Origin of the sequence: Sinimarinibacterium flocculans (assembly GCF_003201205.1) — a bacterium.
In the GTDB taxonomy this organism is placed as follows: Bacteria; Pseudomonadota; Gammaproteobacteria; order Nevskiales; family Nevskiaceae; genus Solimonas; species Solimonas flocculans.
Genome location: NZ_QICN01000014.1, coordinates 1 through 20527, shown reverse-complemented (window position 1 = coordinate 20527; position 20527 = coordinate 1). Strand labels below are relative to the sequence as shown.

16 protein-coding genes and 2 tRNA genes are annotated in these 20527 nt (G+C 68.2%); 12 read left to right on the top strand and 6 right to left on the bottom strand.

Annotated features, from left to right (window positions below):
* Nucleotides 1-108: 108 nt before the first annotated feature.
* From C8D93_RS18805 to C8D93_RS18795, 3 genes are all read left to right on the top strand, one after another.
* Nucleotides 109-555 (top strand): acyl-CoA thioesterase, encoded by a 447-nt coding sequence (locus tag C8D93_RS18805; RefSeq protein ID WP_110266786.1) that lies wholly within the window; start codon nt 109-111, stop codon nt 553-555.
* Nucleotides 555-1682 (top strand): zinc-dependent alcohol dehydrogenase family protein, encoded by a 1128-nt coding sequence (locus C8D93_RS18800; protein ID WP_110266785.1) that lies wholly within the window; start codon nt 555-557, stop codon nt 1680-1682. Before C8D93_RS18805 ends, C8D93_RS18800 begins: the two co-directional genes overlap by 1 nt.
* Nucleotides 1683-1755: 73 nt before the next feature.
* Nucleotides 1756-2661: an aspartyl/asparaginyl beta-hydroxylase domain-containing protein gene (locus C8D93_RS18795; protein ID WP_110266784.1), complete on the top strand. Its 906-nt coding sequence runs from the start codon at nt 1756-1758 to the stop codon at nt 2659-2661.
* Between the two features lie 48 nt (nt 2662-2709).
* Here the strand turns inward: C8D93_RS18795 and C8D93_RS18790 are convergent.
* From C8D93_RS18790 to katG, 3 genes are all read right to left on the bottom strand, one after another.
* Nucleotides 2710-2785: transfer RNA gene (locus tag C8D93_RS18790), tRNA-Asn, on the bottom strand.
* Between the two features lie 92 nt (nt 2786-2877).
* The gene (locus tag C8D93_RS18785; protein ID WP_110266783.1) at nt 2878-4062 is read right to left on the bottom strand and encodes a pyridoxal phosphate-dependent aminotransferase; all 1185 of its coding nucleotides are present in this window, start codon (nt 4060-4062) and stop codon (nt 2878-2880) included.
* Nucleotides 4063-4183: 121 nt separating this feature from the next.
* A complete protein-coding gene (gene katG, locus C8D93_RS18780; RefSeq protein ID WP_110266831.1) occupies nt 4184-6406 on the bottom strand; it encodes a catalase/peroxidase HPI in 2223 nt (740 codons plus the stop codon).
* A gap of 212 nt (nt 6407-6618) precedes the next feature.
* On the opposite strand from katG, the gene C8D93_RS18775 reads away from it, so the two are divergent.
* The 8 genes from C8D93_RS18775 (at nt 6619) to C8D93_RS18740 (ending at nt 15503) form a co-directional block, all read left to right on the top strand.
* Nucleotides 6619-8169 carry a carbon-nitrogen hydrolase family protein gene (locus C8D93_RS18775; RefSeq protein ID WP_110266782.1) on the top strand — a complete coding sequence of 517 codons (1551 nt, stop codon included), beginning with the start codon at nt 6619-6621 and terminating at the stop codon, nt 8167-8169.
* 99 nt (nt 8170-8268) lie between these two features.
* Entirely contained in the window at nt 8269-10584 is a 2316-nt protein-coding gene (locus C8D93_RS18770; protein WP_170124120.1) for a TonB-dependent receptor, read from the top strand.
* A 79-nt stretch (nt 10585-10663) separates the two neighbouring features.
* Nucleotides 10664-12721, top strand: coding sequence for an excinuclease ABC subunit UvrB (uvrB, locus tag C8D93_RS18765; RefSeq protein ID WP_110266780.1), 2058 nt, complete (start codon nt 10664-10666; stop codon nt 12719-12721).
* 161 nt (nt 12722-12882) lie between these two features.
* Nucleotides 12883-13038, top strand: a complete 156-nt coding sequence (locus C8D93_RS20810) for a hypothetical protein (RefSeq protein ID WP_170124119.1) — start codon at nt 12883-12885, stop codon at nt 13036-13038.
* 111 nt (nt 13039-13149) lie between these two features.
* Nucleotides 13150-14598 (top strand): sodium:proton antiporter NhaD, encoded by a 1449-nt coding sequence (nhaD, locus tag C8D93_RS18755; RefSeq protein ID WP_110266778.1) that lies wholly within the window; start codon nt 13150-13152, stop codon nt 14596-14598.
* Between the two features lie 81 nt (nt 14599-14679).
* Nucleotides 14680-14756: transfer RNA gene (locus C8D93_RS18750), tRNA-Val, on the top strand.
* A gap of 172 nt (nt 14757-14928) precedes the next feature.
* Nucleotides 14929-15207 (top strand): type II toxin-antitoxin system RelE/ParE family toxin, encoded by a 279-nt coding sequence (locus C8D93_RS18745; RefSeq protein WP_110266777.1) that lies wholly within the window; start codon nt 14929-14931, stop codon nt 15205-15207.
* Between the two features lie 8 nt (nt 15208-15215).
* Nucleotides 15216-15503 (top strand): HigA family addiction module antitoxin, encoded by a 288-nt coding sequence (locus C8D93_RS18740; RefSeq protein WP_110266776.1) that lies wholly within the window; start codon nt 15216-15218, stop codon nt 15501-15503.
* 180 nt (nt 15504-15683) lie between these two features.
* Here C8D93_RS18740 and C8D93_RS18735 read toward each other — a convergent pair whose 3' ends face one another.
* From C8D93_RS18735 to C8D93_RS18725, 3 genes are all read right to left on the bottom strand, one after another.
* A complete protein-coding gene (locus C8D93_RS18735; RefSeq protein WP_211307422.1) occupies nt 15684-16730 on the bottom strand; it encodes a PLP-dependent cysteine synthase family protein in 1047 nt (348 codons plus the stop codon).
* 87 nt (nt 16731-16817) lie between these two features.
* The gene (locus C8D93_RS18730; protein WP_110266774.1) at nt 16818-17654 is read right to left on the bottom strand and encodes a class I SAM-dependent methyltransferase; all 837 of its coding nucleotides are present in this window, start codon (nt 17652-17654) and stop codon (nt 16818-16820) included.
* A gap of 30 nt (nt 17655-17684) precedes the next feature.
* On the bottom strand, nt 17685-18143 hold the full coding sequence (locus tag C8D93_RS18725) for a cupin domain-containing protein (protein ID WP_110266773.1): 459 nt from the start codon (nt 18141-18143) through the stop codon (nt 17685-17687).
* A gap of 182 nt (nt 18144-18325) precedes the next feature.
* Here C8D93_RS18725 and C8D93_RS18720 point away from each other — a divergent pair, with 182 nt between their 5' ends.
* A complete protein-coding gene (locus C8D93_RS18720) occupies nt 18326-20287 on the top strand; it encodes a hypothetical protein (protein ID WP_211307421.1) in 1962 nt (653 codons plus the stop codon).
* Nucleotides 20288-20527 lie beyond the last annotated feature (240 nt).

The window sequence follows — 20527 nt, the reverse complement described above, 5'->3', positions numbered from 1 at the left end:
GTTCTCCTCAAGTCATTCTCAGATGTGTGCAGCGCGAGGCGCCGCACCGGTAGGCAGCGCCGGTCACGGCGCCCTACACTGCGGGAAATCTGTGCGACCGGAGAACGCGTGAGCGGCAAGCCCAGCAGAGCGGACTACCCGTACTTCCAGCGCATCACCACGCGCTGGAAGGACAACGACGTCTACGGTCACGTCAACAACGTGGAGTATTACAGCTACTTCGACACGGTAATCAACACCCTTCTGATCCGCGAGGCGGGTCTGGACATCCACGCCGGCGACACGATCGGCGTCTGTGCCGAGTCGCATTGCCGCTTCACCGACTCGCTGGCGTTTCCGGACGCGGTCGATGCCGGCCTGCGCATCGCCCGCCTGGGCAACTCCTCGGTGCGCTACGAAATCGGCCTGTTCCGCGAAGGCAGCGAAGCGCTCGCGGCGGAGGGCTGGTTCGTGCACGTGTTCGTCGAGCGCAGCACGCGCCGCCCCACCCCGCTGCCGGCGCGCATGCGCCAGACCCTGGAAAAACTGATCGTCCCCGCTCCGGAGGCCCGCTGATGAAGGTCCGCGCCGCAACCCTGCGTGAAATGGGCCTGCCCGCCCCGTACGCGCAATCGCAGCCGCTGCAGATCGGCGAGGTCACGCTCGACGGCCCCGGCCCGGGCGAACTGCTCGTGCGCGTGCGCGCGGCCGGCCTGTGTCACTCGGACCTCTCGGTCATCGACGGCTCGCGCCCGCGCGTGATGCCGATGGTGCTCGGCCACGAGGCCGCCGGAGAAGTCGTCGAAACCGGGCCGGACACGCCGGGATTCATGCCCGGCGACGCCGTCGTGTTCGCCTTCGTGCCGAGCTGCGGCCACTGCGACTACTGCGCCGACGGCCGCGCGGCGCTGTGCGAACCGGGCGCGAAGGCCAATACCGCCGGCACATTGCTGTCCGGCGCGCGACGCTGGCATGCCGCCGACGGCGGCGAGCTGCACCATCACCTCGGCGTTTCCGGATTCGCCGAGTACACCGTCGTTTCCGCGCGCTCGGCCGTGCGCATCGACCGCGACCTGCCGCCGCAGATCGCCGCGCTGTTCGGCTGCGCGGTGATGACCGGCGTCGGCGCCGTGATCAACACCGCCCGCGTCGTGCCGGGGGAAAGCGTCGCGATCTTCGGCATGGGCGGCGTGGGCCTGGCCGCCCTGCTCGGCGCCGTGGCCGCCGGCGCCGACCCCATCGTCGCGGTGGACGTGCTGCCGGCCAAGCTCGAACTCGCCCGCAGCCTCGGCGCCACGCACACCGTGCTCGCCGGCCCCGACGCCGTGAACGAGATCCGCGAAGCGACCCGCGGCGGCGCGGCGTACGCGATCGAGACCGCGGGCGTCGAGATCGCGCTGGCGCAGGCCTACGCCGCCACGCGCCGTGGCGGCACCACGGTGACCGTGGGCCTGCCGCATCCGCAGAAACAGTTCGCGATCTCCGCCGTGAGCCTCGTCGCCGAGGAACGCACGGTGAAGGGCTCGTACATGGGTTCGGCCGTGCCCTCGCGCGACCTGCCGCGCTTCATCGCGCTGTACCGCGCCGGGCGCATGCCGGTGGACCGCCTGCTCACGCAGACACTGAAGCTCGAGGACATCAACGCCGCTTTCGACCGCCTCGCACGTGGCGAGGCCGTGCGCCAGGTCGTCCTGTTCGAGTAGGTGAGGACCGCCCCGGATAGGCAGAAGCGGCCTGCGCGGGGATAATCGGGCACTTTTCGCCGTCGGTGTCCCCGTGATCGTTCTGCTCTCGATCCTCGCGATCTACCTCGCCAGCCTCGCGTTCCTGCGCATGCGCAACCGTGCGCACCTGCCCTGGGGCCGCCAGCTCACGGACTTCTCCACCTTCATGGTGCCGTTCAACCTGCCGGCCTACCTGCTCTCGCGCGTACCGCTGGGTGCGCGCGTCCCGGTCGAGACGCTGCCGCAGCTGCGCCTGCTGCAGGACAATTGGGAAACCATCCGCGACGAGGCGATGGCGCTCTACGGCCAGGGCCACATCGCGGTCAAGGCGGACCTGCCGGCCAGCAGCTTCTACAAGGACAACCGCTGGAAGAGCTTTTACCTGAAGGTCTACGACCACGACGTGCCGTCTGCGTGGTCGCTCGCGCCGAAGACGCGCGCGCTGATCGAACAGGTGCCCGGCATGAACCTCGCACTGTTCGCGGTGCTGATGCCGGGCAAGAAGCTCGGCGCCCACCACGATCCGTTCGCGTTCAGCATGCGCTACTCGCTGGGCCTGTCGACGCCCAACTCGGCGGACTGCGTGCTCACCGTCAACGGACAGGACTACGTCTGGCGCGACGGCGAAGCCATCGTTTTCGACGAAACCTACCTGCACGCCACGCACAACGACACCGACGTGCCGCGCATCATCCTGATGACCGACGTCGACCGGCCGCTGAGATGGCGCTGGGTGCAGCGCCTGTACTTCCACTTCGGCCGCTTCTTCAACGGCCTGTTCTACATCGACAACCTCGACCCGACCAAGACCGGGATCGGCAACCGCCTGTCCAGGCCGCTGGCCCGCTACAAGGCCACCATGCGCCGACTCAAGGAACGCAACCGCCCCGCCTATCGCACCGGCAAGTGGGCGCTGCACCTCGCGCTGGTGGGGCTGGTGGTGGTCTGGGCACTCTGAGCCGCAGAAACGACAAAGCCCCGGTCCATGACCGAGGCTTCGAAGGATTGGCTCCGCGAGTTGGACTCGAACCAACGACCCGCTGATTAACAGTCAGCTGCTCTACCGACTGAGCTATCGCGGAAGCGCTTAAGGGACGCGAATTGTAGTGATCTGATCCCGGGGGTGCAACGCTGGGCCCGCTGACCAGCGATCAGCGGGCCCGGACGCCAGCTTTCAGGCCGAAATCAGGGCCTTGATGCGTTCGACGCTGCCCTTGAGCACCTTGTCGGAGGTGGCGAAGGACAGGCGCAGGTGGCCGGGCGTGCCGAAAGCGGAGCCGGGCACGACGGCGACGAGGGCCTTGTCGAGCAGCAGGTCGGACAGCGCCAAGTCGGTCTTGCAGCCGAGCGTAGCCATCAGGCCTTCGACGTTGGGGAAGACGTAGAAGGTGCCGTCGCCCTTGAGGCAGCGCACGCCGGGAATGCTGTTGAGGTCGTCGACGAGCGCGTCGTGCCGGGCCTTGAACGCGGCGACCATCTCGGTGACGCAGTGCTGGTCGCCGTTGAGGGCGGCCTCGGCGGCGAACTGCGCGATCGACGTCGGGTTGGACGTGGACTGCGACTGGATGTCGGCCATGGCGTTGATGATCTTCGCCGGGCCGCAGGCCCAGCCCAGGCGCCAGCCGGTCATCGAGTAGGTCTTGGAGACCGCGTGGATGATGACGGTGCGGTCATACAGCGCCGGGCAGGCGTTGATGATGTTGCTATAGGCCTCGCCGCTCCACAGGATCTTCTCGTACATGTCATCGCTGGCGATGACGATCTGCGGATGCTTGAGCAGCACCTCGCCCAGCGCCGCCAGCTCGGCCTTGCTGTAGGCCATGCCGGAAGGGTTGGACGGCGAGTTGAGCCACAGCAGCTTGGTGCGCGGCGTGATCGCGGCTTCGAGCTGCGCCGGGGTGATCTTGAAGCGCGCCTCGGCGGTGGTCTCGATGAACACCGGCTCGCCGCCGGCGAGCAGGACCATGTCCGGGTAGCTGACCCAGTACGGCGCCGGGATGATCGCCTCGTCGCCGTCGTTGAGCAGCGCCTGGCACAGGTTGTAGCAGGCCTGCTTGCCGCCGACCGACGCGATGACCTGCTTCGGGCCGTAGTCCAGCCCGTTGTCGCGCTTCATCTTGGCGATGATGGCCTGCTTGAGGCTGGGCGTGCCGGCCGCGGGGGTGTACTTGGTCTTGCCGTCGCGGATCGCCTTGTGGGCGGCTTCCTTGATGTGCTCCGGCGTATCGAAGTCCGGTTCACCGGCGCCGAGGGAGAGAACGTCCTTGCCCTGGGCCTTGAGTTCGGCGGCCTTGGCAGTCACGGCGAGGGTCGGCGAGGGCTTGATGCGGCCGACGCGCTGGGCGAGCGAGAGTTCCACGGTGGTCCCGTTGTTGGGGGGAGAACAAACGGGGCGGCATGATACTGGAAGTCGGGACCGCCGGACACATGAAAAAGGCGGCGCCGCCGTTGCCGGAGGCGCCGCCCTCAGGCTACCGCGATCAGGTCAGATCGAAACGGTCGGCGTTCATCACCTTGGTCCAGGCCTCGACGAAGTCCTCGACGAACTTCTGCCTGGCATCATCCGAGGCGTAGTACTCGGAGACGGCGCGCAGCTCGGAGTTGGCGCCGAAGATCAGGTCCACCGGCGTGGCCGTCCACCTGAGCTTGCCGCTGTTGCGGTCGCGGCCCTCGTACAGCCCTTCGGCGCCTTCGGCCTTCTGCCACTGCGTGGACATGTCGACCAGGTTGACGAAGAAGTCGTTGCTGAGCTGGCCGGGCCGGTCGGTGAACACGCCATGCCGGGTGCCGCCGGCATTGGCCCCGAGCACGCGCAGGCCGCCGACGAGCACGGTCATTTCCGGCACGGTCAGATCGAGCAGCGAGGCACGCTCGACCAGGGCCTCGGCCGGCGGCTGGGCGTTGCCCTTCGCCAGATAGTTGCGGAAGCCGTCCGCTGTCGGCTCGAGGAAGGCGAAGGCCTCGACATCGGTCATCGCCTGGGTGGCATCGGTGCGCCCCGGCGTGAACGGCACGTCGATCTTGTGGCCGGCATCCGCTGCCGCCTTCTCCACCGCCGCAACACCGCCGAGCACGATCACGTCGGCCAGCGAGACGCGCTTGCCGCCACTCGCCGACTTGTTGAAGCGCTGCTGCACGGCCTCGAGCTTCGGCAGCACCCGGGCAAGTTCCTCGGGCTGGTTGACCGGCCAGTCCTTCTGCGGTGCCAGACGCAGCCGCGCGCCGTTGGCGCCGCCGCGCATGTCGGTGTCGCGATAGGTGGACGCCGAGGCCCAGGCCGTGCGCACCAGCTCGGGCACGGTGAGGCCGGAGGCGAGGAGGTCCTTCTTCAGCCTGGCGATGTCCTTGGCATCGATCAGCTTGTGATCGACCGGGGGCACCGGGTCCTGCCAGACGAAGGTTTCCTGCGGCACCATCGAACCGAGATAGCGCGAGGTCGGCCCCATGTCGCGATGGGTCAGCTTGAACCAGGCGCGTGCGAACGCGGCCTCGAACTCGGCCGGGTTCTCGAGCCACTTCTGGGTGATCTTGCGGTAGGCCGGATCTTCCTTGAGCGCGAGGTCGGTGGTGAACATGATCGGCGCGTGACGCTTGCTCTTGTCATGCGCGTCCGGGACCAGACCGGCGCCCTGCCCGTCCTTCGGCACCCACTGCGTCGCGCCCGCCGGGCTCTTGGACTTCACCCACTCGAAGCCGTAGAGGTTCTGCAGGTAGTTGTGCGTCCACTGTGCCGGACTCACCGTCCATGCGCCCTCGAGGCCGCTGGTCACGGTATCGACGCCCTTGCCGCTGCCGCAGGTGTTGGTCCAGCCCAGGCCCTGCTGCTCGATGCTCGCCGCCTCCGGCTCGGGTCCGACGCATTCTTCCGGTTTGTGCGCACCGTGCGCCTTGCCGAAGGTGTGCCCGCCGGCGATCAGCGCCGCGGTTTCCTCGTCGTTCATTGCCATGCGACCGAAGGCCTGGCGGATGTCGTGCGCCGCCGCCAGCGGGTCGGCATTGCCGTTCGGGCCTTCGGGATTGACGTAGATCAGACCCATCTGCGTCGCGCCGAACGGCTTGGCCAGCTCGCGCTTGCCGCTGTGCCGCTGGTCGGCCAGCCATTCGGTTTCCGGACCCCAGTCGACGTCCGCCGGCTGCCAGCCGTCCTCGCGACCGCCGGCGAAGCCGAGAATCTTGAAGCCCATGTCCTCCATCGCCACGGTGCCGGCGAGCACCATGAGATCCGACCATGACAGCGCGGCGCCGTACTTCTGCTTGATCGGCAGCAGCAGGCGTTGCGCCTTGTCGAGGCTGGCGTTGTCGGGCCAGCTGTTGAGCGGCGCGAAGCGCTGCATGCCGCCGTCGGCGCCACCGCGGCCGTCGATGGCACGGTAGGTCCCGGCGCTGTGCCAGGACATGCGGATGAAGAACGGGCCGTAGTGTCCGTAATCCGCAGGCCACCAGTCCTGCGAGCTGCGCATGAGCTGCACCAGGTCCTTCTTGACCGCATCGAGGTCCACCTTCGAGAAGGCCTCCGCATAGTCGAAATCCGGGTCCAGCGGACTGGCCACGGCGGCGCTGTGCCGCAGCGGCGACAGGTCGAGCCGGTTGGGCCACCAATAGTCGTTGCCAGGACCGGCCTGCATGGCGGTCCCTGCGAACGACGCCAGCGACGACACGCCCAGGGCGCACGCCGCAACCGTCGAATGAACTTTCGTGAGCATCTCGGTCTCCGTTTTCTTGTGGGTCCTTGCGGGTTTCTCGCACGCATCGCCGTCGTCGCGGCGATGCGCCAAGGACCTTAGTCCCGCGCCCGAGAATCGGTCCAATTCATATTCGTCAGCGCGTTCATAGCCTTGCGCTATGCCAGGCGTGCGTTTGCGGTGCAGCCGGGCTTCCACGACCATGCGATGAAGACCCCACGACGGAGCCGCCGATGCCCCGCAGCAAGTCCCTGATCATCCGCGAGGCGCGCCACGCCGACATTCCGGCGATCCGCCGCGTCGTGCAGAAGGCCTACGGCGAAGGGATCGGCTACACCCGCGATCAGCTGCGCGGCCAGCTCAATCACTTTCCGCCGGGGCACCTGGTGGCAGAACTCGATGGCCAGGTCGTGGGCTACTGCGCCTCGATCATCGTCACCGAGCAGGAAGCGCTGAGCCGCCACACCTGGAGCGAGATCACCGGCAACGCCTTCGGCTCCACCCACGATGCCGACGGGGACTTCCTCTACGGCTACGAGGTGGCCGTGGACCCGGACTTCCGCGGCCGGCGCATCGCCGAACGGCTCTACGCCGCGCGACGCAAGCTGTGCGTGGACCTGGGGCTGGACGGCATCGTCTTCGGCGGACGCATGCCCGGCTATGCACGACGCGCCAGGAAGCTGGGCGGTCACGAGGCCTACTGCGCCGCGGTGCTCGCCGGGCAGATCCGCGATCCGGTGATGAACTTCCAGTTGCGCCAGGGTTTCGAGTTCCTGGGCGTGCTGCCCAAATACCTGAAGTCCGACGCCGAGTCCGGCGGCGCCGCCACGCACATGCTGTGGCGCAACCCGCAGGCCCGCCGCGATGTCGCCCGCGCGCATTCGGCAGCCGACCGTGGCCCGTCGACGGTGCGCGTGGCCACGGTGCAATACCTGCAGCGGGCGATCGGCTCGTTCGACGAGTTCGCCGACATCGTGCGCTACTTCGTCGACACCGTTGCCGACTACAAGAGCGACTTCGTCGTCTTTCCCGAGTACTTCTCGCTGCAGTTGCTGTCGGTGGAGAACGAGCCGCTCGCGCCGCGCGACGCGATTCTCAAGCTCGCCGAGTACAACGATCGTCTGGAAACGCTGTTCCGCGAACTGGCGCTGCGCTACAACGTCAACATCATCGCCGGCTCGCATCCGGCGCTGCAGCCGGACGGCCGCCTGCTCAACCTCGCGCACGTGTTCCTGCGCGACGGCTCGGTGTTCGAGCAGCCGAAGATCCACCCGACGCCGGCCGAGCGCTACTGGTGGCAGGTGGAGGGCGGCGACTACGTGGGCGCGATCCAGACCGACTGCGGCACGATCGGCGTGCTGGTCTGCTACGACAGCGAGTTCCCGGAACTCACGCGCCACCTCGTCGATCAGGGCGCGGACATCCTGTTCGTGCCCTACTCCACCGAGGAGCGCAACGGCCATCTGCGCGTGCGCTATTGCGCGCATGCGCGCGCGGTAGAGAACCAGATCTATGTCGTCACCTCCGGCAACACCGGCAACCTGCCGCGGGTGCACAACATGGACATCCACTACGCGCAGAGCGCCATCATCACGCCCTGCGACTTCCCGTTCGGCCGCGACGGCGTCGCCGCCGACACCACGCCCAACGTGGAGATGATCGCCTTCGCCGATCTCGACCTCGCAGCGCTGGCGACCGCGCGCGCGCACGGCACGGTGCAGAATCTCAAGGACCGCCGCCATGACCTCTACGCAGTGCAGTGGCGAGGACGCTCGGCGCACTGAGGCCCGCAGGCCTGAGAAGCCAGGCCCCGTAATCGGGTGAGTCGATCCGCGAAGCCCCCGGCGAACATGGGGGCGGTGCAACTCCGGGGGGAGATCCGCATGGGGAACGAATCGATGGCGCGTGCCAAACGGGCCGCGATGCTGTGCGCGGCTCTGGCGTGGTCGGCCGCTGCCGCTGCCGAGTCCACGCCCGATATCGAGGCGCTGATACCGGTCGAGAGCCTGACGGCATCGCCTCCGGAGCCGGACTCGAGCCTGGAACCCGCACGCAAGCCACCGATCGAGGAGATCGTGGTCACCGCCAACAAGCGCGAGGAAGTGCTGCGCGACATTCCGGCCAGCATCGCGGTGCTCGACGGCGAGTCACTGGAGCAGTCGGGCGCGCAGGGCATCGACGACTTCCTCAAGCTGGTGCCCGGCGTCAACATCATTCCCAACGAGCCCGGCGCGGTGAAGGTGACCATTCGCGGCATCTCCTCGGAACTGGGCACGAACTCGACCACGGGCACCCTGTTCGGAAACGTGTCCTTCAACGACGCCTACTTTCCGTTCGTCGCGCTGGACCCCAACCCCTTCGACATGCACAACGTCGAGGTGCTCAAGGGTCCGCAGGGCACGCTCTACGGGGCCAGCGCGCTCAACGGTGCGGTGCGCTACGTGCCGCAGTCACCCGAGCTCGACGCTTTCGAGGTGAAGTACTTCGCGCAGTACACCCAGGTGAGCGAGGGCGACGGCGCGCCCATCTACGGCGCCGCCGCCAACCTTCCGCTGGGCGACTCGCTCGCAGTCCGCCTGGTCGGCTTCGACCGGCGCTCGCCGGGCTACATCGACGACACCGGCCGGGGGCTGGAGGACATCAACCGGATCCGGCAGCGCGGTGCGCGCATCATGGCGCAGTGGCGGCCGACGGACGCGCTGCAGGTTTCGCTGCTGTACATGCGCCAGGACACGGGCTTCGACGACGCGCCCTTCGCCGACAACGGCGACGGGCGACTGTCCCGCGACAATACCCCCGGCCCCAGTCCCAGGGATTCCTACTACGACATGGGCAACCTCGCGCTGGCGTACGAGTTCGACCGCTTCACCTTCCACGCCGAGACCGCGCTGGTCCGCAAGCGCTTCGAGGAAGCGCCCGAACTCTCGCGACTGGCCACCGGCGAGGCCGATGCGTCGACGATCTCGAGCGAGATCTTCTTCGACTCCGACACCTGGTCGCAGGAGCTGCGGCTGTCGTCGGCCGCCGGCATGGATCATCCCTGGCGCTGGGTTGCCGGCGCGTTCTGGCAGGAACAGCCCATCGACAGCGGCTTCGATATCTTCACGACGCCCGGAGTGTCGACGCTGACGCCGATCGCAATACCGGACCTCTCGGCGTACGGCGGAGGGTTGCCGGCGGGCGACGCGTTCATCACCCCCGGCGGCCAGGCCGTCCTCGGGCACCAGCGTGCGGACATCACGGTGCGCGAGCTGGCGCTGTTCGCGGACGTGACCCGCGATCTCGGCGATGACTGGCAGGCCTCGCTGGGCCTGCGCGGCTACCGCACCACCTCGGGTGGCGTCACCCGCGCCTCCGGCGCGCTGTACGGCGTCGTCGAGAACGTCAACGAAGGTGAAGTTGCCGAGCGCGGCCTCACGCCCAAGGCCTCGCTGCGCTGGCAACCCAGCGACCGCTTCCAGAGCTACGTACTGGTCTCGCGCGGCTTCCGCGTCGGCGGCATCCAGCCCACCGCCAGCAGCCTGTCCACGACGGCGCCGCGGTCCTTCGAGTCCGACACCATCTGGAACTACGAAGGCGGCGTGCGCACGCAGTGGCTGGACGATCAGCTCCATGCCGACCTCACGGTGTTCCACGCCGACTGGGACCAGCCGCAGCTCGCCCAGCGCGACCCCAGCAACCCCAACCCGGTGGCCACGTACTACGACAACGTCGGCGGCGCAAAGAGCGACGGTGCGGAACTGGCCCTGCAATGGCGCACGCCGGTGGATGGTTTGAGCGTCTCGGTATCGGCCGCCTACACCCGGACCGTCACCACCGAGGCCTTCACGACGGGCGCCGGCGTGGAAACCATGCCGGGCACGCCCTGGCCCTACGCGCCGCGCTGGCAGACCGCGACCGTGATCGCCTACGAGCGGCCGCTGACGGGCGGCTGGGGCATCCATGGATCGCTGACGCACACCTTGATCTCCGAAGCCTTCACGACGCTGGCCAACGATGTGCCGGTGTTCGACTACGAACTGGTCGACCTCCAGCTCGGCGTGACCGACAGTGCGGCGATCTGGCCCTCGCTGACGCTGACGCTGAGCAACCTGACCGACGAGCGCGGCATCAACCAGAGTGCGTTCACCGGTCCGGCGAACGACGTCGTCTACGTGCGTCCACGGGCAGTGACGCTGCATCTGCGCGGGCGCTTCTGATCGGTTCGTCATGCCGTCAGCAGGCGCTCGGCGCGGCGTGCATCCGCCCGCGTCGCCAAGCCTGTAAGCTTTCACGGCCATGCAGGAAGCCCCCCGAGAATCCCTGAAAGTGGTCCGGCTCAAGGGCCGCGACGAGAATGCCTTCCGCCTCAAGGCCGACTGGCCGCCGGCCGGCGACCAGCCGACCGCGATCCAGGGCCTGGTCGAGGGCCTGCGCGACGGCCTGACCCACCAGACCCTGCTCGGCGTGACCGGCTCGGGCAAGACCTTCACCATCGCCAACGTCGTCCAGGAGCTGCAGCGCCCGGCGCTGGTCATGGCGCCGAACAAGACGCTGGCGGCGCAGCTCTACGGCGAGTTCCGCGAGTTCTTCCCGGACAACGCGGTCGAGTACTTCGTCTCGTACTACGACTACTACCAGCCCGAGGCCTACGTGCCGAGCACCGACACCTTCATCGAGAAGGACAGCTCGGTGAACGAGCACATCGAGCAGATGCGCCTGTCGGCGACCAAGGCGCTGATGACGCGGCGCGACGCGATCATCGTCGCCTCGGTCTCGGCGATCTACGGCCTGGGCGATCCGGAAAGCTATTTCTCGATGGTGCTGCACCTGGTGCGCGGCGAGCGCATCCACCAGCGCGAGCTGATCCGCCAGCTCACGTCGATGCAGTACACGCGCAACGAGGTCGCGATCGAGCGCGGCACCTATCGCGTGCGCGGCGAGGTCATCGACATTCACCCGGCGGAATCGGATGCCGATGCCGTGCGCGTCGAGCTGTTCGACGACGAGATCGAGTCGCTGTCGCTGTTCGATCCGCTGACCGGCGAGGTCAGGCAGAAGCTGCCGCGCGTCACCGTGTTCCCGAAGAGCCACTACGTCACACCGCGCGAGAAGGTGCTGGGCGTGATGGACGAGATCCGCGAGGAGATGCGTGCGCGGGTCAAGCACTTCCAGTCGGTGGGCAAGCTGCTGGAGGCGCAGCGCATCGAGCAGCGCACGATGTTCGACCTCGAGATGATCCAGGAGATCGGCTACTGCAACGGCATCGAGAACTACTCGCGCTACCTGTCCGGCCGCGCGCCGGGCGAGCCGCCACCCTGCCTGCTCGACTACCTGCCGCCGGATGCGCTGATCGTGCTCGACGAGTCGCACGTCACCGTTCCGCAGATCGGCGCGATGTACAAGGGCGACCGCAACCGCAAGGAGACACTGGTCGAGTACGGTTTTCGCCTGCCGTCGGCGCTCGACAACCGGCCGCTGCGCTTCGACGAGTTCGAACGCATCATCCCGCAGACGATCTTCGTCTCGGCCACGCCCGCCGACTACGAGAAGGAGAAGTCGGTCGGCGCCATCGTCGAGCAGGTCGTGCGTCCGACCGGCCTGGTCGACCCCGAAGTCGAGGTGCGGCCGGCATCGACGCAGGTGGACGACCTGCTCGGCGAGATCCGCATCCGCGTCGAGAAGAAGGAACGCGTGCTGGTCACCGTGCTGACCAAGCGCATGGCCGAGGACCTCACCGACTACCTGCACGAGAACGGCGTGAAGGTGCGCTACATGCACTCCGACGTCGACACCGTCGAGCGCGCCGAGATCATCCGCGACCTGCGGCTCGGGCTGTTCGACGTGCTCGTCGGCATCAACCTGCTGCGCGAAGGCCTCGACATCCCGGAAGTCTCGCTCGTGGCCATCCTCGATGCCGACAAGGAAGGCTTCCTGCGCTCCGACCGCTCGCTGATCCAGACCATCGGCCGCGCGGCGCGCAACCTCGAAGGCAAGGCGATTCTCTACGCCGACAAGACCACCGATTCGATGCGTCGCTCGATCGACGAGACGACCCGACGCCGCGACAAGCAGATCGCGTTCAATGCCGCGCACGGCATCACGCCCAAGGGCGTGCAGAAGCGCGTGGCGGACGTGATGCGCTACGGCTACGAGGACCTGTCGGGCAAGGCCGCGAAGGCCGCGGAAGTGAAGGCGCGCTACGAGGTCGTTTCGCCGGAGGTCATGGCGAAAAAGATCGCCAAGCTGGAGAAGGAGATGAAGCAGCTCGCGCTGAATCTCGAGTTCGAGGCCGCCGCAGCCAAGCGCGACGAGATCCGCAAGCTGCGCGAGCAGGCCCTGGTGGCCAACGCCTGACCGGCCCGGTCGGGGCCGTGTCGGGGTCGGTCGGGGCTCGCACGACAATGCGCCAGACCGCGCGACGGCGGTGCGGCGGCGATCGGGGACAGACGCGCGCCGCCAACGCGCGCATCGTGACATCGGAGCGCAACCGCATCGCGCTCAGCAGGAGCCAGACGATGTCCATGCCACGCCAGATGCCCAGACTGGGACCGCCGACCCGGCACGCCGAGACAGGGCTGCGCCGCGAACCGCGCATGCCGAACGACTGCACGCCGATCGCGGCGCGCGGCCCGAAGCTGCGTACGCCGGACACCGGTAGCAGCAGCCGCTGACCGTCGCGCGCCGGCACTCGGAGCCGGGCGCGATGCGGGTTCGACCTGATTGCCGCTCCGGAATGCGGCCGTTATGATCGCGCGCCGTCGTCGTCCCCACCCGAGAAAGCCATGCGCGCCCTGCTCGTTCCAGCCCTGCTGGTTCTGTTCTCCCCTGCCTCCGTCCTGGCCGCGGAGACCGCCGCAACGCTGGACCTGACCGCGCACTGGGTCGGCATCGCGGCCATCGCCGTGTTCGTCGCCGCGTACGTGCTGGTCATCGCCGAAGAGCAACTGCACCTGCGCAAGTCGATTCCCGTGCTGCTCGGCGCGGTGATCATCTGGGGCATGATCGGCGGCGTCTACGCCGGTCTGGGCGACACCGAGATCGTTGCCCGCACGGTGCGCCACAACCTCGTCGAGTACGCGGAGCTGTTCCTGTTCCTGCTGGTGGCGATGACCTACATCAACACCCTGGACGAGCGCGGCGTGTTCAACGCCCTGCGCGGCTGGCTGGTGTCGCGCGGCTGGTCGCTGCGCACGCTGTTCTGGCTGACCGGCCTGATCGCCTTCTTCGTGTCTCCCGTTGCCGACAACATGACCACGGCGCTGGTGATGTCTTCGGTGGCGATGGCGGTCGGCCGCGGTTACCCCGGCTTCATCGTCGTGTCCTGCATCAACATCGTCGTTGCCGCGAACTCCGGTGGCGCCTGGAGCCCGTTCGGCGACATCACCACGCTGATGGTCTGGCAGAAGGGCGTGTTCCCGGCCCACGAGTTTCTCGTGCTCCTGCTGCCGAGCATCGTCAGCTGGGTGATTCCGGCGCTCATCATGTCGATGACCGTGCCGCGCGCGACGCCGGAGCCGCTGAAGGTCCAGCCCGAAGTCCGCCACGGCGGCCTGGTCATCCTGTGCATGTTCATCGCCACGATCGCGTTCACCGTGACCCTGCACGCGTGGCTGCACCTGCCGCCGGCGCTGGGCATGATGGGCGGCCTCGGCGCGCTGATGCTGGTCAGCTACGTCCTCAACCGCACCGGCAAGGGCCGCCACGGCAAGACCCTGCACAACACGATGATGGAACAGGGCGGGATCAGCGACACCGGCAGCAGCGATCCGCACGAGCGCCGTCGCCTCAACACCTTCAACCAGGTCGCGCGCTCGGAGTGGGACACGCTACTGTTCTTCTACGGCATCATCATGTGCGTCGGCGGCCTGGGGACCCTGGGCTACCTGAGCGTCGGCTCGCAGCTGCTCTACGGCGAACTGGGCGCGACCACCGCCAACGTGCTCGTCGGCATCGTGTCGGCGGTGATCGACAACATTCCGGTGATGTTCGCGGTGCTGAGCATGTATCCCGAGATGAGCGACGGCCAGTGGCTGCTGGTCACGCTCACTGCCGGCATCGGCGGGTCCCTGCTGTCGATCGGCTCGGCCGCCGGGGTCGCCGTCATGGGCCAGGCGCGCGGCGTCTACACCTTCTTCGCCCACCTGCGCTGGACCTGGGCGATCGCGCTGGGCTACGCCGCGGGCATCCTGGTTCACTTCTGGATCAATCAGAAGTACTTCCTGATCCACTGACCGCAATCCCCGGCGGCGCGGGACGCGCCTTGCGCACAACCGAGGCAGCGGCCATAATTCGCGCCCCTCGGCTCAGGCCGCAGGCGCGTAGCTCAGCTGGTTAGAGCACCACCTTGACATGGTGGGGGTCGTTGGTTCGAGTCCAATCGCGCCTACCAACGCAGCAACGATCAAGCCCCGGACCTCCGGGGCTTTTTCATACGTCGCGACGGGACTCGAACCCCCTCCGTCATCATCAGAGCACGCCCAGGCGTGCGTCAGGGTTGCTCTCACGGCTGCAGCAGCAGTGTCCATTTTGGTCCCTGTATCGCATCATGATACAGTTCCGACATGATCCGCTCTTTCCGGCACAAGGGGCTAAAGACCTTCTTCGAGACCGGCAAGGCTGTGGGCATTCAGCCGAAGCATTCCAAACGTCTGCGGCTGCAACTGGCTCGTCTGGATGACTCCAGCGGGCCCGCAGACATGAATGCACCGGGTTGGCGCCTGCATGCATTGCACGGTGCCCTGGCCGGGCATTGGGCGGTTTGGGTCGACGAAAACTGGCGGCTGACGTTCACATTCGTGAACGGAGACGCCGAGGTCGTCGACTACCAGGACTATCACTGAGACGAAACATGGCGACGATGCATAACCCTCCGCACCCCGGCGAGGTGCTGCGCGAGTGGCTCGACGAGATCAGCGTGACAGAGGCTGCCGAGCGCCTCGGTGTCGCGCGCGTATCGCTGTCACGCCTGCTAAACGGCGCCACGGGCGTGAGCCCGGAAATGGACCTCCGCCTCGCGAAAGCGCTGGGCACGACGCCGGGATCCTGGCTCAGCATGCAGGCAAAGTACGACCTCTGGCACGCTCAACGCCGCTTCAAAGCGAAGGTGAGGCCGATCATCACTCGCGCCACGGCATGAACGGTTTACCTGCTCGCGAGGAATACTGAGGCGAGCGGTTCGTGGCACGGGGCTCAGCGAGCTGCCGGACCTCCACCGCTGGGAATGCCCGACTCAGGCGTGCGTACCCGAGCGTAGGCAGCCAGATCCGCGCCCCGGGGCTTTTTCACGCTTGCGCTATGGCCCGTCGGGGATTCGCCTTCATTGCGACAGTTGCGCGCTCGGGGTGGAGCGCGAGATCTCGAGTTCTTCAGGCGTCATGTCTGCCGGAACTTCGGCGAACAGCGGTGTGCTCAGATAGCGCTCGCCGGTATCCGGCAGCATGCACAGGACGTTGGCGCCCTTGGGTGCCTCGGCGCAGACGCGCAGGGCGCCGGCGAAGGTGCCGCCGGCGCTGATGCCGACGAAGATTCCTTCCTTGCGCGCCAGCTCGCCCGACCACTTCAGCGCCTCGGCACCGGGGATCGCGAGAATGCGGTCGATGCCGCCGGCGGCCACGGCGTCGCCGGCGAGTTTGGGAATGAAGTCCGGGGTCCAGCCCTGCATCGGATGCGGCTTGAAGGCCGGATGCGGAGCCGAAGGCGAACCGTCCGGGTGTCGCGCCTGCTCGACGCCGCTGCCCAGCAGCGGCGCATCCTCGGGCTCGCAGACGGCGATCTTCGTCTCGGGCCGCTCCCTGGCCAGCACCCGGGCGACGCCCCGCAGCGTGCCGCCGGTCCCGTAGCCGGTGACCCACCAATCCAGCGGCTCGCCGGCGAAGTCCCGCAGGATTTCCTGCGCGGTCGTCCGTGAGTGGACGTCGGGGTTGGCCTCGTTCTCGAACTGGCGGGTCAGGAACCAGCCGTGCTTCTCGGCAAGTTCCGTGGCCTTCACGACCATGCCGTAGCCGCGCTGTGCCTGCGGCGTCAGCACGACCCGGGCGCCGAGAAAACGCATCAGGCGGCGGCGCTCGACGCTGAACTGCTCGGCCATCGTCACCACCAGCGGATATCCCTTGGCGGCACAGACCATGGCGAGGCCGATGCCGGTATTGCCGCTGGTGGCCTCGACGACGGTCTGCCCGGGCCTGAGGCGGCCCGACTGCTCGGCGGCCTCGATGATGCCGAGCGCAAGGCGGTCCTTCACCGAGCCGAGCGGGTTGAAGGCCTCGACCTTGACGTAGAGATTGACGCCGGGGGGCGCCAGGCGGTTGATGCGAACGACGGGCGTGTTGCCGACGGTACCGAGGATGCTGGGAAATCTGCTCACGGCGACCTCGCAATCCTTGTGGGGCATGCCGCCCCGCACCCCCGGTCGGGGGTGCGGGGTCCCGGCTGCGCAGCATAGCCGAGCGCGTCAGGCACGCGTGATCACCACTTCGAGATACGCGCCGGGCACGACCATGGTGCCGTCGTCGGCGCGATTGAAGCGGTCGACCAGCACCATCAGGTCATTCTCGAGCTCGGCCTGGGCGGGCGCCGGCAGGGCGGCGAAGGCCTTGAGCGTCGGGCCGTACCAGGTGCGGAAGACGTCGAGCCAATGCCGCGGCGAGCGGTAGCGGAAGACGAACTGGCGTTCGGCGGCGACGATCGATCGTGCCTGCCGCTCGAACAGCTCGCCGATACGCTCGCGCGTGCCCCACGCCGCCGGCGATGCCGTGCCGGGCGGCGGCGGTCGGTGCCGGCCGATGGTCTTGAACAACTGGCCGATGAATCCGGCCGGCGTCCAGTTGGTGAGTCCGATGCGTCCTCCCGGCCGGCAGACGCGCAGCATCTCGTCCGCGGCGCGGACGTGGTCGGCCGTGAACATCACCCCGAACGTCGACATGACCGCGTCGAAGCTGGCATCCGGAAACGGCAGCGCCTCGGCGTCTGCCTCCTCGAAGCGCATGTCGAGGCGCTCGGCCGCGGCCCGCTCGCGCCCGCGCTCGAGCAGCGACGGGACGTAGTCCGTGGACACGACCTCGCACCAGCGCCGTGCGGCGGCCAGCGAGGCGTTGCCATTGCCCGCGGCGACGTCGAGGACGCGCTGCCCCGAGCGCAGGTCGAGCGCCTCGCACAGGGTTTCGCCGACGATCGACAAGGTGGTACCGACGACGGCGTAGTCGCCGGACGACCACGCCGCCTGCTGCTGGGACTTGATCTGGCGCAGATCGGGCACGACTGCGGATTCGGCAACGGCTGTGCTGTTCATGGGCGGTTCTCCATCCGGACGGGCAGCAAGCTAGTGGCTCTGCGCGACCGGAGTCGCGTCCATCGGCGTGTCGAAGGCAATGAACAACACGCAGGGCACCCCCGGCGCACAGACGGCGCCGTGCGCCTTCATCGCCGGCCCGTAGGCATACATGCCGGGCGTGAGCGACTGCGTCGGCTCTCCTTCATAGGTCACGTCGAGTGCGCCGGAGACCAGCACCATGCGCTCGGCCGAGGTATGCCGGTGGACCGGGACGGTCGCACCGCCCGGGACCTTGAAGAACACGTCGACGCCGGGTTTCGCCGGGTCGCCGTGCAGTACGGCGATCTCGCAGCCTTGGGGGAGGAACGGCGGACACGGCCCCCATTGCAGCCGCGCATCTGCAATGGTGAAGGCGCGCGAGCCTTCGGAAGCGGGCGGGTCGGCGGACGCCGGGGCTGCGATGGTCAGCGGCAGCAGCAGCGACAACAGGCGGGGAAACGTGGACATGATCGGGACTCCATGACGGGCGGGTGTCGGCGGCCTGCCGCCCCGCAACGCGCGGGCGCATACTGGTCCGACCGACGCGAGCAACGGTAAAGGCCGTGCGTGGAACCGAGCGTGTGAGCCGCCGTGGGAAGACCGGTGGGCGGAGCCCGGAAGGGTCGCCGCCGCCACGAGCGGAGCTGCGCGTGCAATTGCTCGGACCGCTGACCCTGTGGCGGGACGACACGCCGGTGGCGTTGCCGGCGTCGCGCAAGCTGCGGGCACTGTTCGCCCACCTGGCACTCGCCACGCGCCCGCTCGGACGCGGCCAGCTCTGCGCGCTGCTGTGGGACGGACCGGCCGATCCCCGCGGCGAGTTGCGCTGGTGCCTGAGCCGCATCCGCGCCGCGATCGATACGCCCGGACCGTCGCGGGTGCGCACCGACGGCGATACGGTCGCCCTCGATCTCGACGGTTGCCGGGTCGACGCCCTCGAGGTGACGCAGGCGGCGAGCACCGGCCTCGAATCCCTGCCCCTGGAGCGGCAACAGTCGCTGGCCGACCTGTTCCGCGGGGAGTTTCTCGAAGGCCTGGTTCTCGACGACAGCCCGCAGTTCGAGCAATGGCTGGGCGCGCAGCGGCGCCGGCTGCGGGCCTGCCACGCGACGCTGCTGGAACAACTGGCCACGCGCCTGCCCGCGGCCGAGGCGACTGTTCCGCTCGAACGATGGCTCGAACTCTCGCCCTTCGACCGGCGCGTGCACGAGCGCCTGCTCCAGGCCCTGGCCCTGAGCGGGCGTCTGCGCGACGGCGAGGAGCATGTCGCCACGGCCACGGCCTTGTTCGAGGCCGAGGGCCTCGACGCCGCGCCACTGCGCGAGGCCTGGCGGGCCGCCCGCGCGCAGACCGGTCACCGCCAGGTGACGACCACCCCCGCAGCCCAGGCCCCGACCGCGAGCGCAGACAACGGCGCCGGCGCAGCCCGACGTGCGTCCATCGTCGTGATGCCGTTCGCCGATGAATCCGCGCAGCCGCACGCGCGCGGCGGCCCCGCCGACGCGCTGGCCTACGACGTCACCACGCGTCTGGCAAAGCTGCGCAGCATGTTCGTGGTCGCCCAGGGCAGCGCCTTCGCCCTGCACGAACGGCGCATCGGCCCCGAGGAGGCCGGCCGCATGCTCAACGTCGACTACGTCCTCTCCGGCGCCATCCGCGTCGGCGGCCAGCGATTGCGGGTGACCATCGAGCTGGTCGAGACCCGCACCTCGCGCGTCGTCTGGTCGGAAATTCTCCAGCACGCCTTCGACGAAGCCTTCATCGTGCTCGACGAGATCGGCAACCGGATCGTCGCGTCCATCGCCAGCGAGATCGAGACGCTCGAACGCAATCGCGCGATCCTGCGCCCGCCGAGCTCGCTCGACGCCTGGGAGTCGCATCATCGCGGGCTGTGGCACATGTACCGGTTCACGCGCGAGGACAATGCACGGGCACAGCATTTCTTCGACGCCGCGGTACGCCTCGATCCGACGTTCTCGCGCGCCTACGCCGGCCTGTCGTTCACGCATTTCCAGAATGCCTTCCAGGCCTGGGGCGACCGCAAGCGCGAGATCGAGCGCGCCTACGCCACGGCGGGACAGGCCCTGATGGTCGACGACCGCGATCCGGCGGCGCACTGGTCCATGGGTCGTGCCCTCTGGCTGCGCGGCAGCAGCGAACAGGGGGTGGCGGAACTGGAACGCGCCGTCGAGCTCAGTCCCAACTTCGCGCTCGGCCACTACTCGCTGGCATTCGTGCAGTCACAGTCCGGTGACCCCGATGCGGCGATCGCGATGGCCGACTGCTCGCGCCGGCTGAGCCCTTTCGATCCGCTGCTGTTCGCGATGCTCGGGTCGCGCGCGATGGCGCTGACGCGCCTCGGGCGTTTCGAGGAAGCGTCGACCTGCGCTGTCCAGGCCGCGGCGCGTCCCAACGCGCATCAGCACATCTTCGCGATTGCCGCCTGTACCCTCGCCCTGGCCGGTGCGCTGGACGCCGCGCGCGAACATGCCGCGACTGCGCGCTGTCTGCTGCCGGGCTACGGCTTTGCGGACTTTCTCGAAGCCTTTCGCTTCGACGCCGAAGCGGCTGCCCTGTTTGGCGAGGGCGCCAGGCGCGTGGGACTGACCTGAAAGAAAACAGCGGAGTGCCAGATCCGGCAATCCGCCGAGGAGGCGTCCTTTGGGCACGGAGGAGAAAGTGCCCTGGAAGGACGCGGGGGAGAGTGGGTGAGGCTCAGGCCGTTCCGGTGTGTGCGCCGGGGGCCTGCGAGGACTGGCCCTCGCCGTCCTGCTGCGCTGCCGGCGCGGGTGCGGGTGCCGGTTCATCGGGCATCTGCACCATGGCGCGCTTGCGCTCGATCTCGGCGCCGA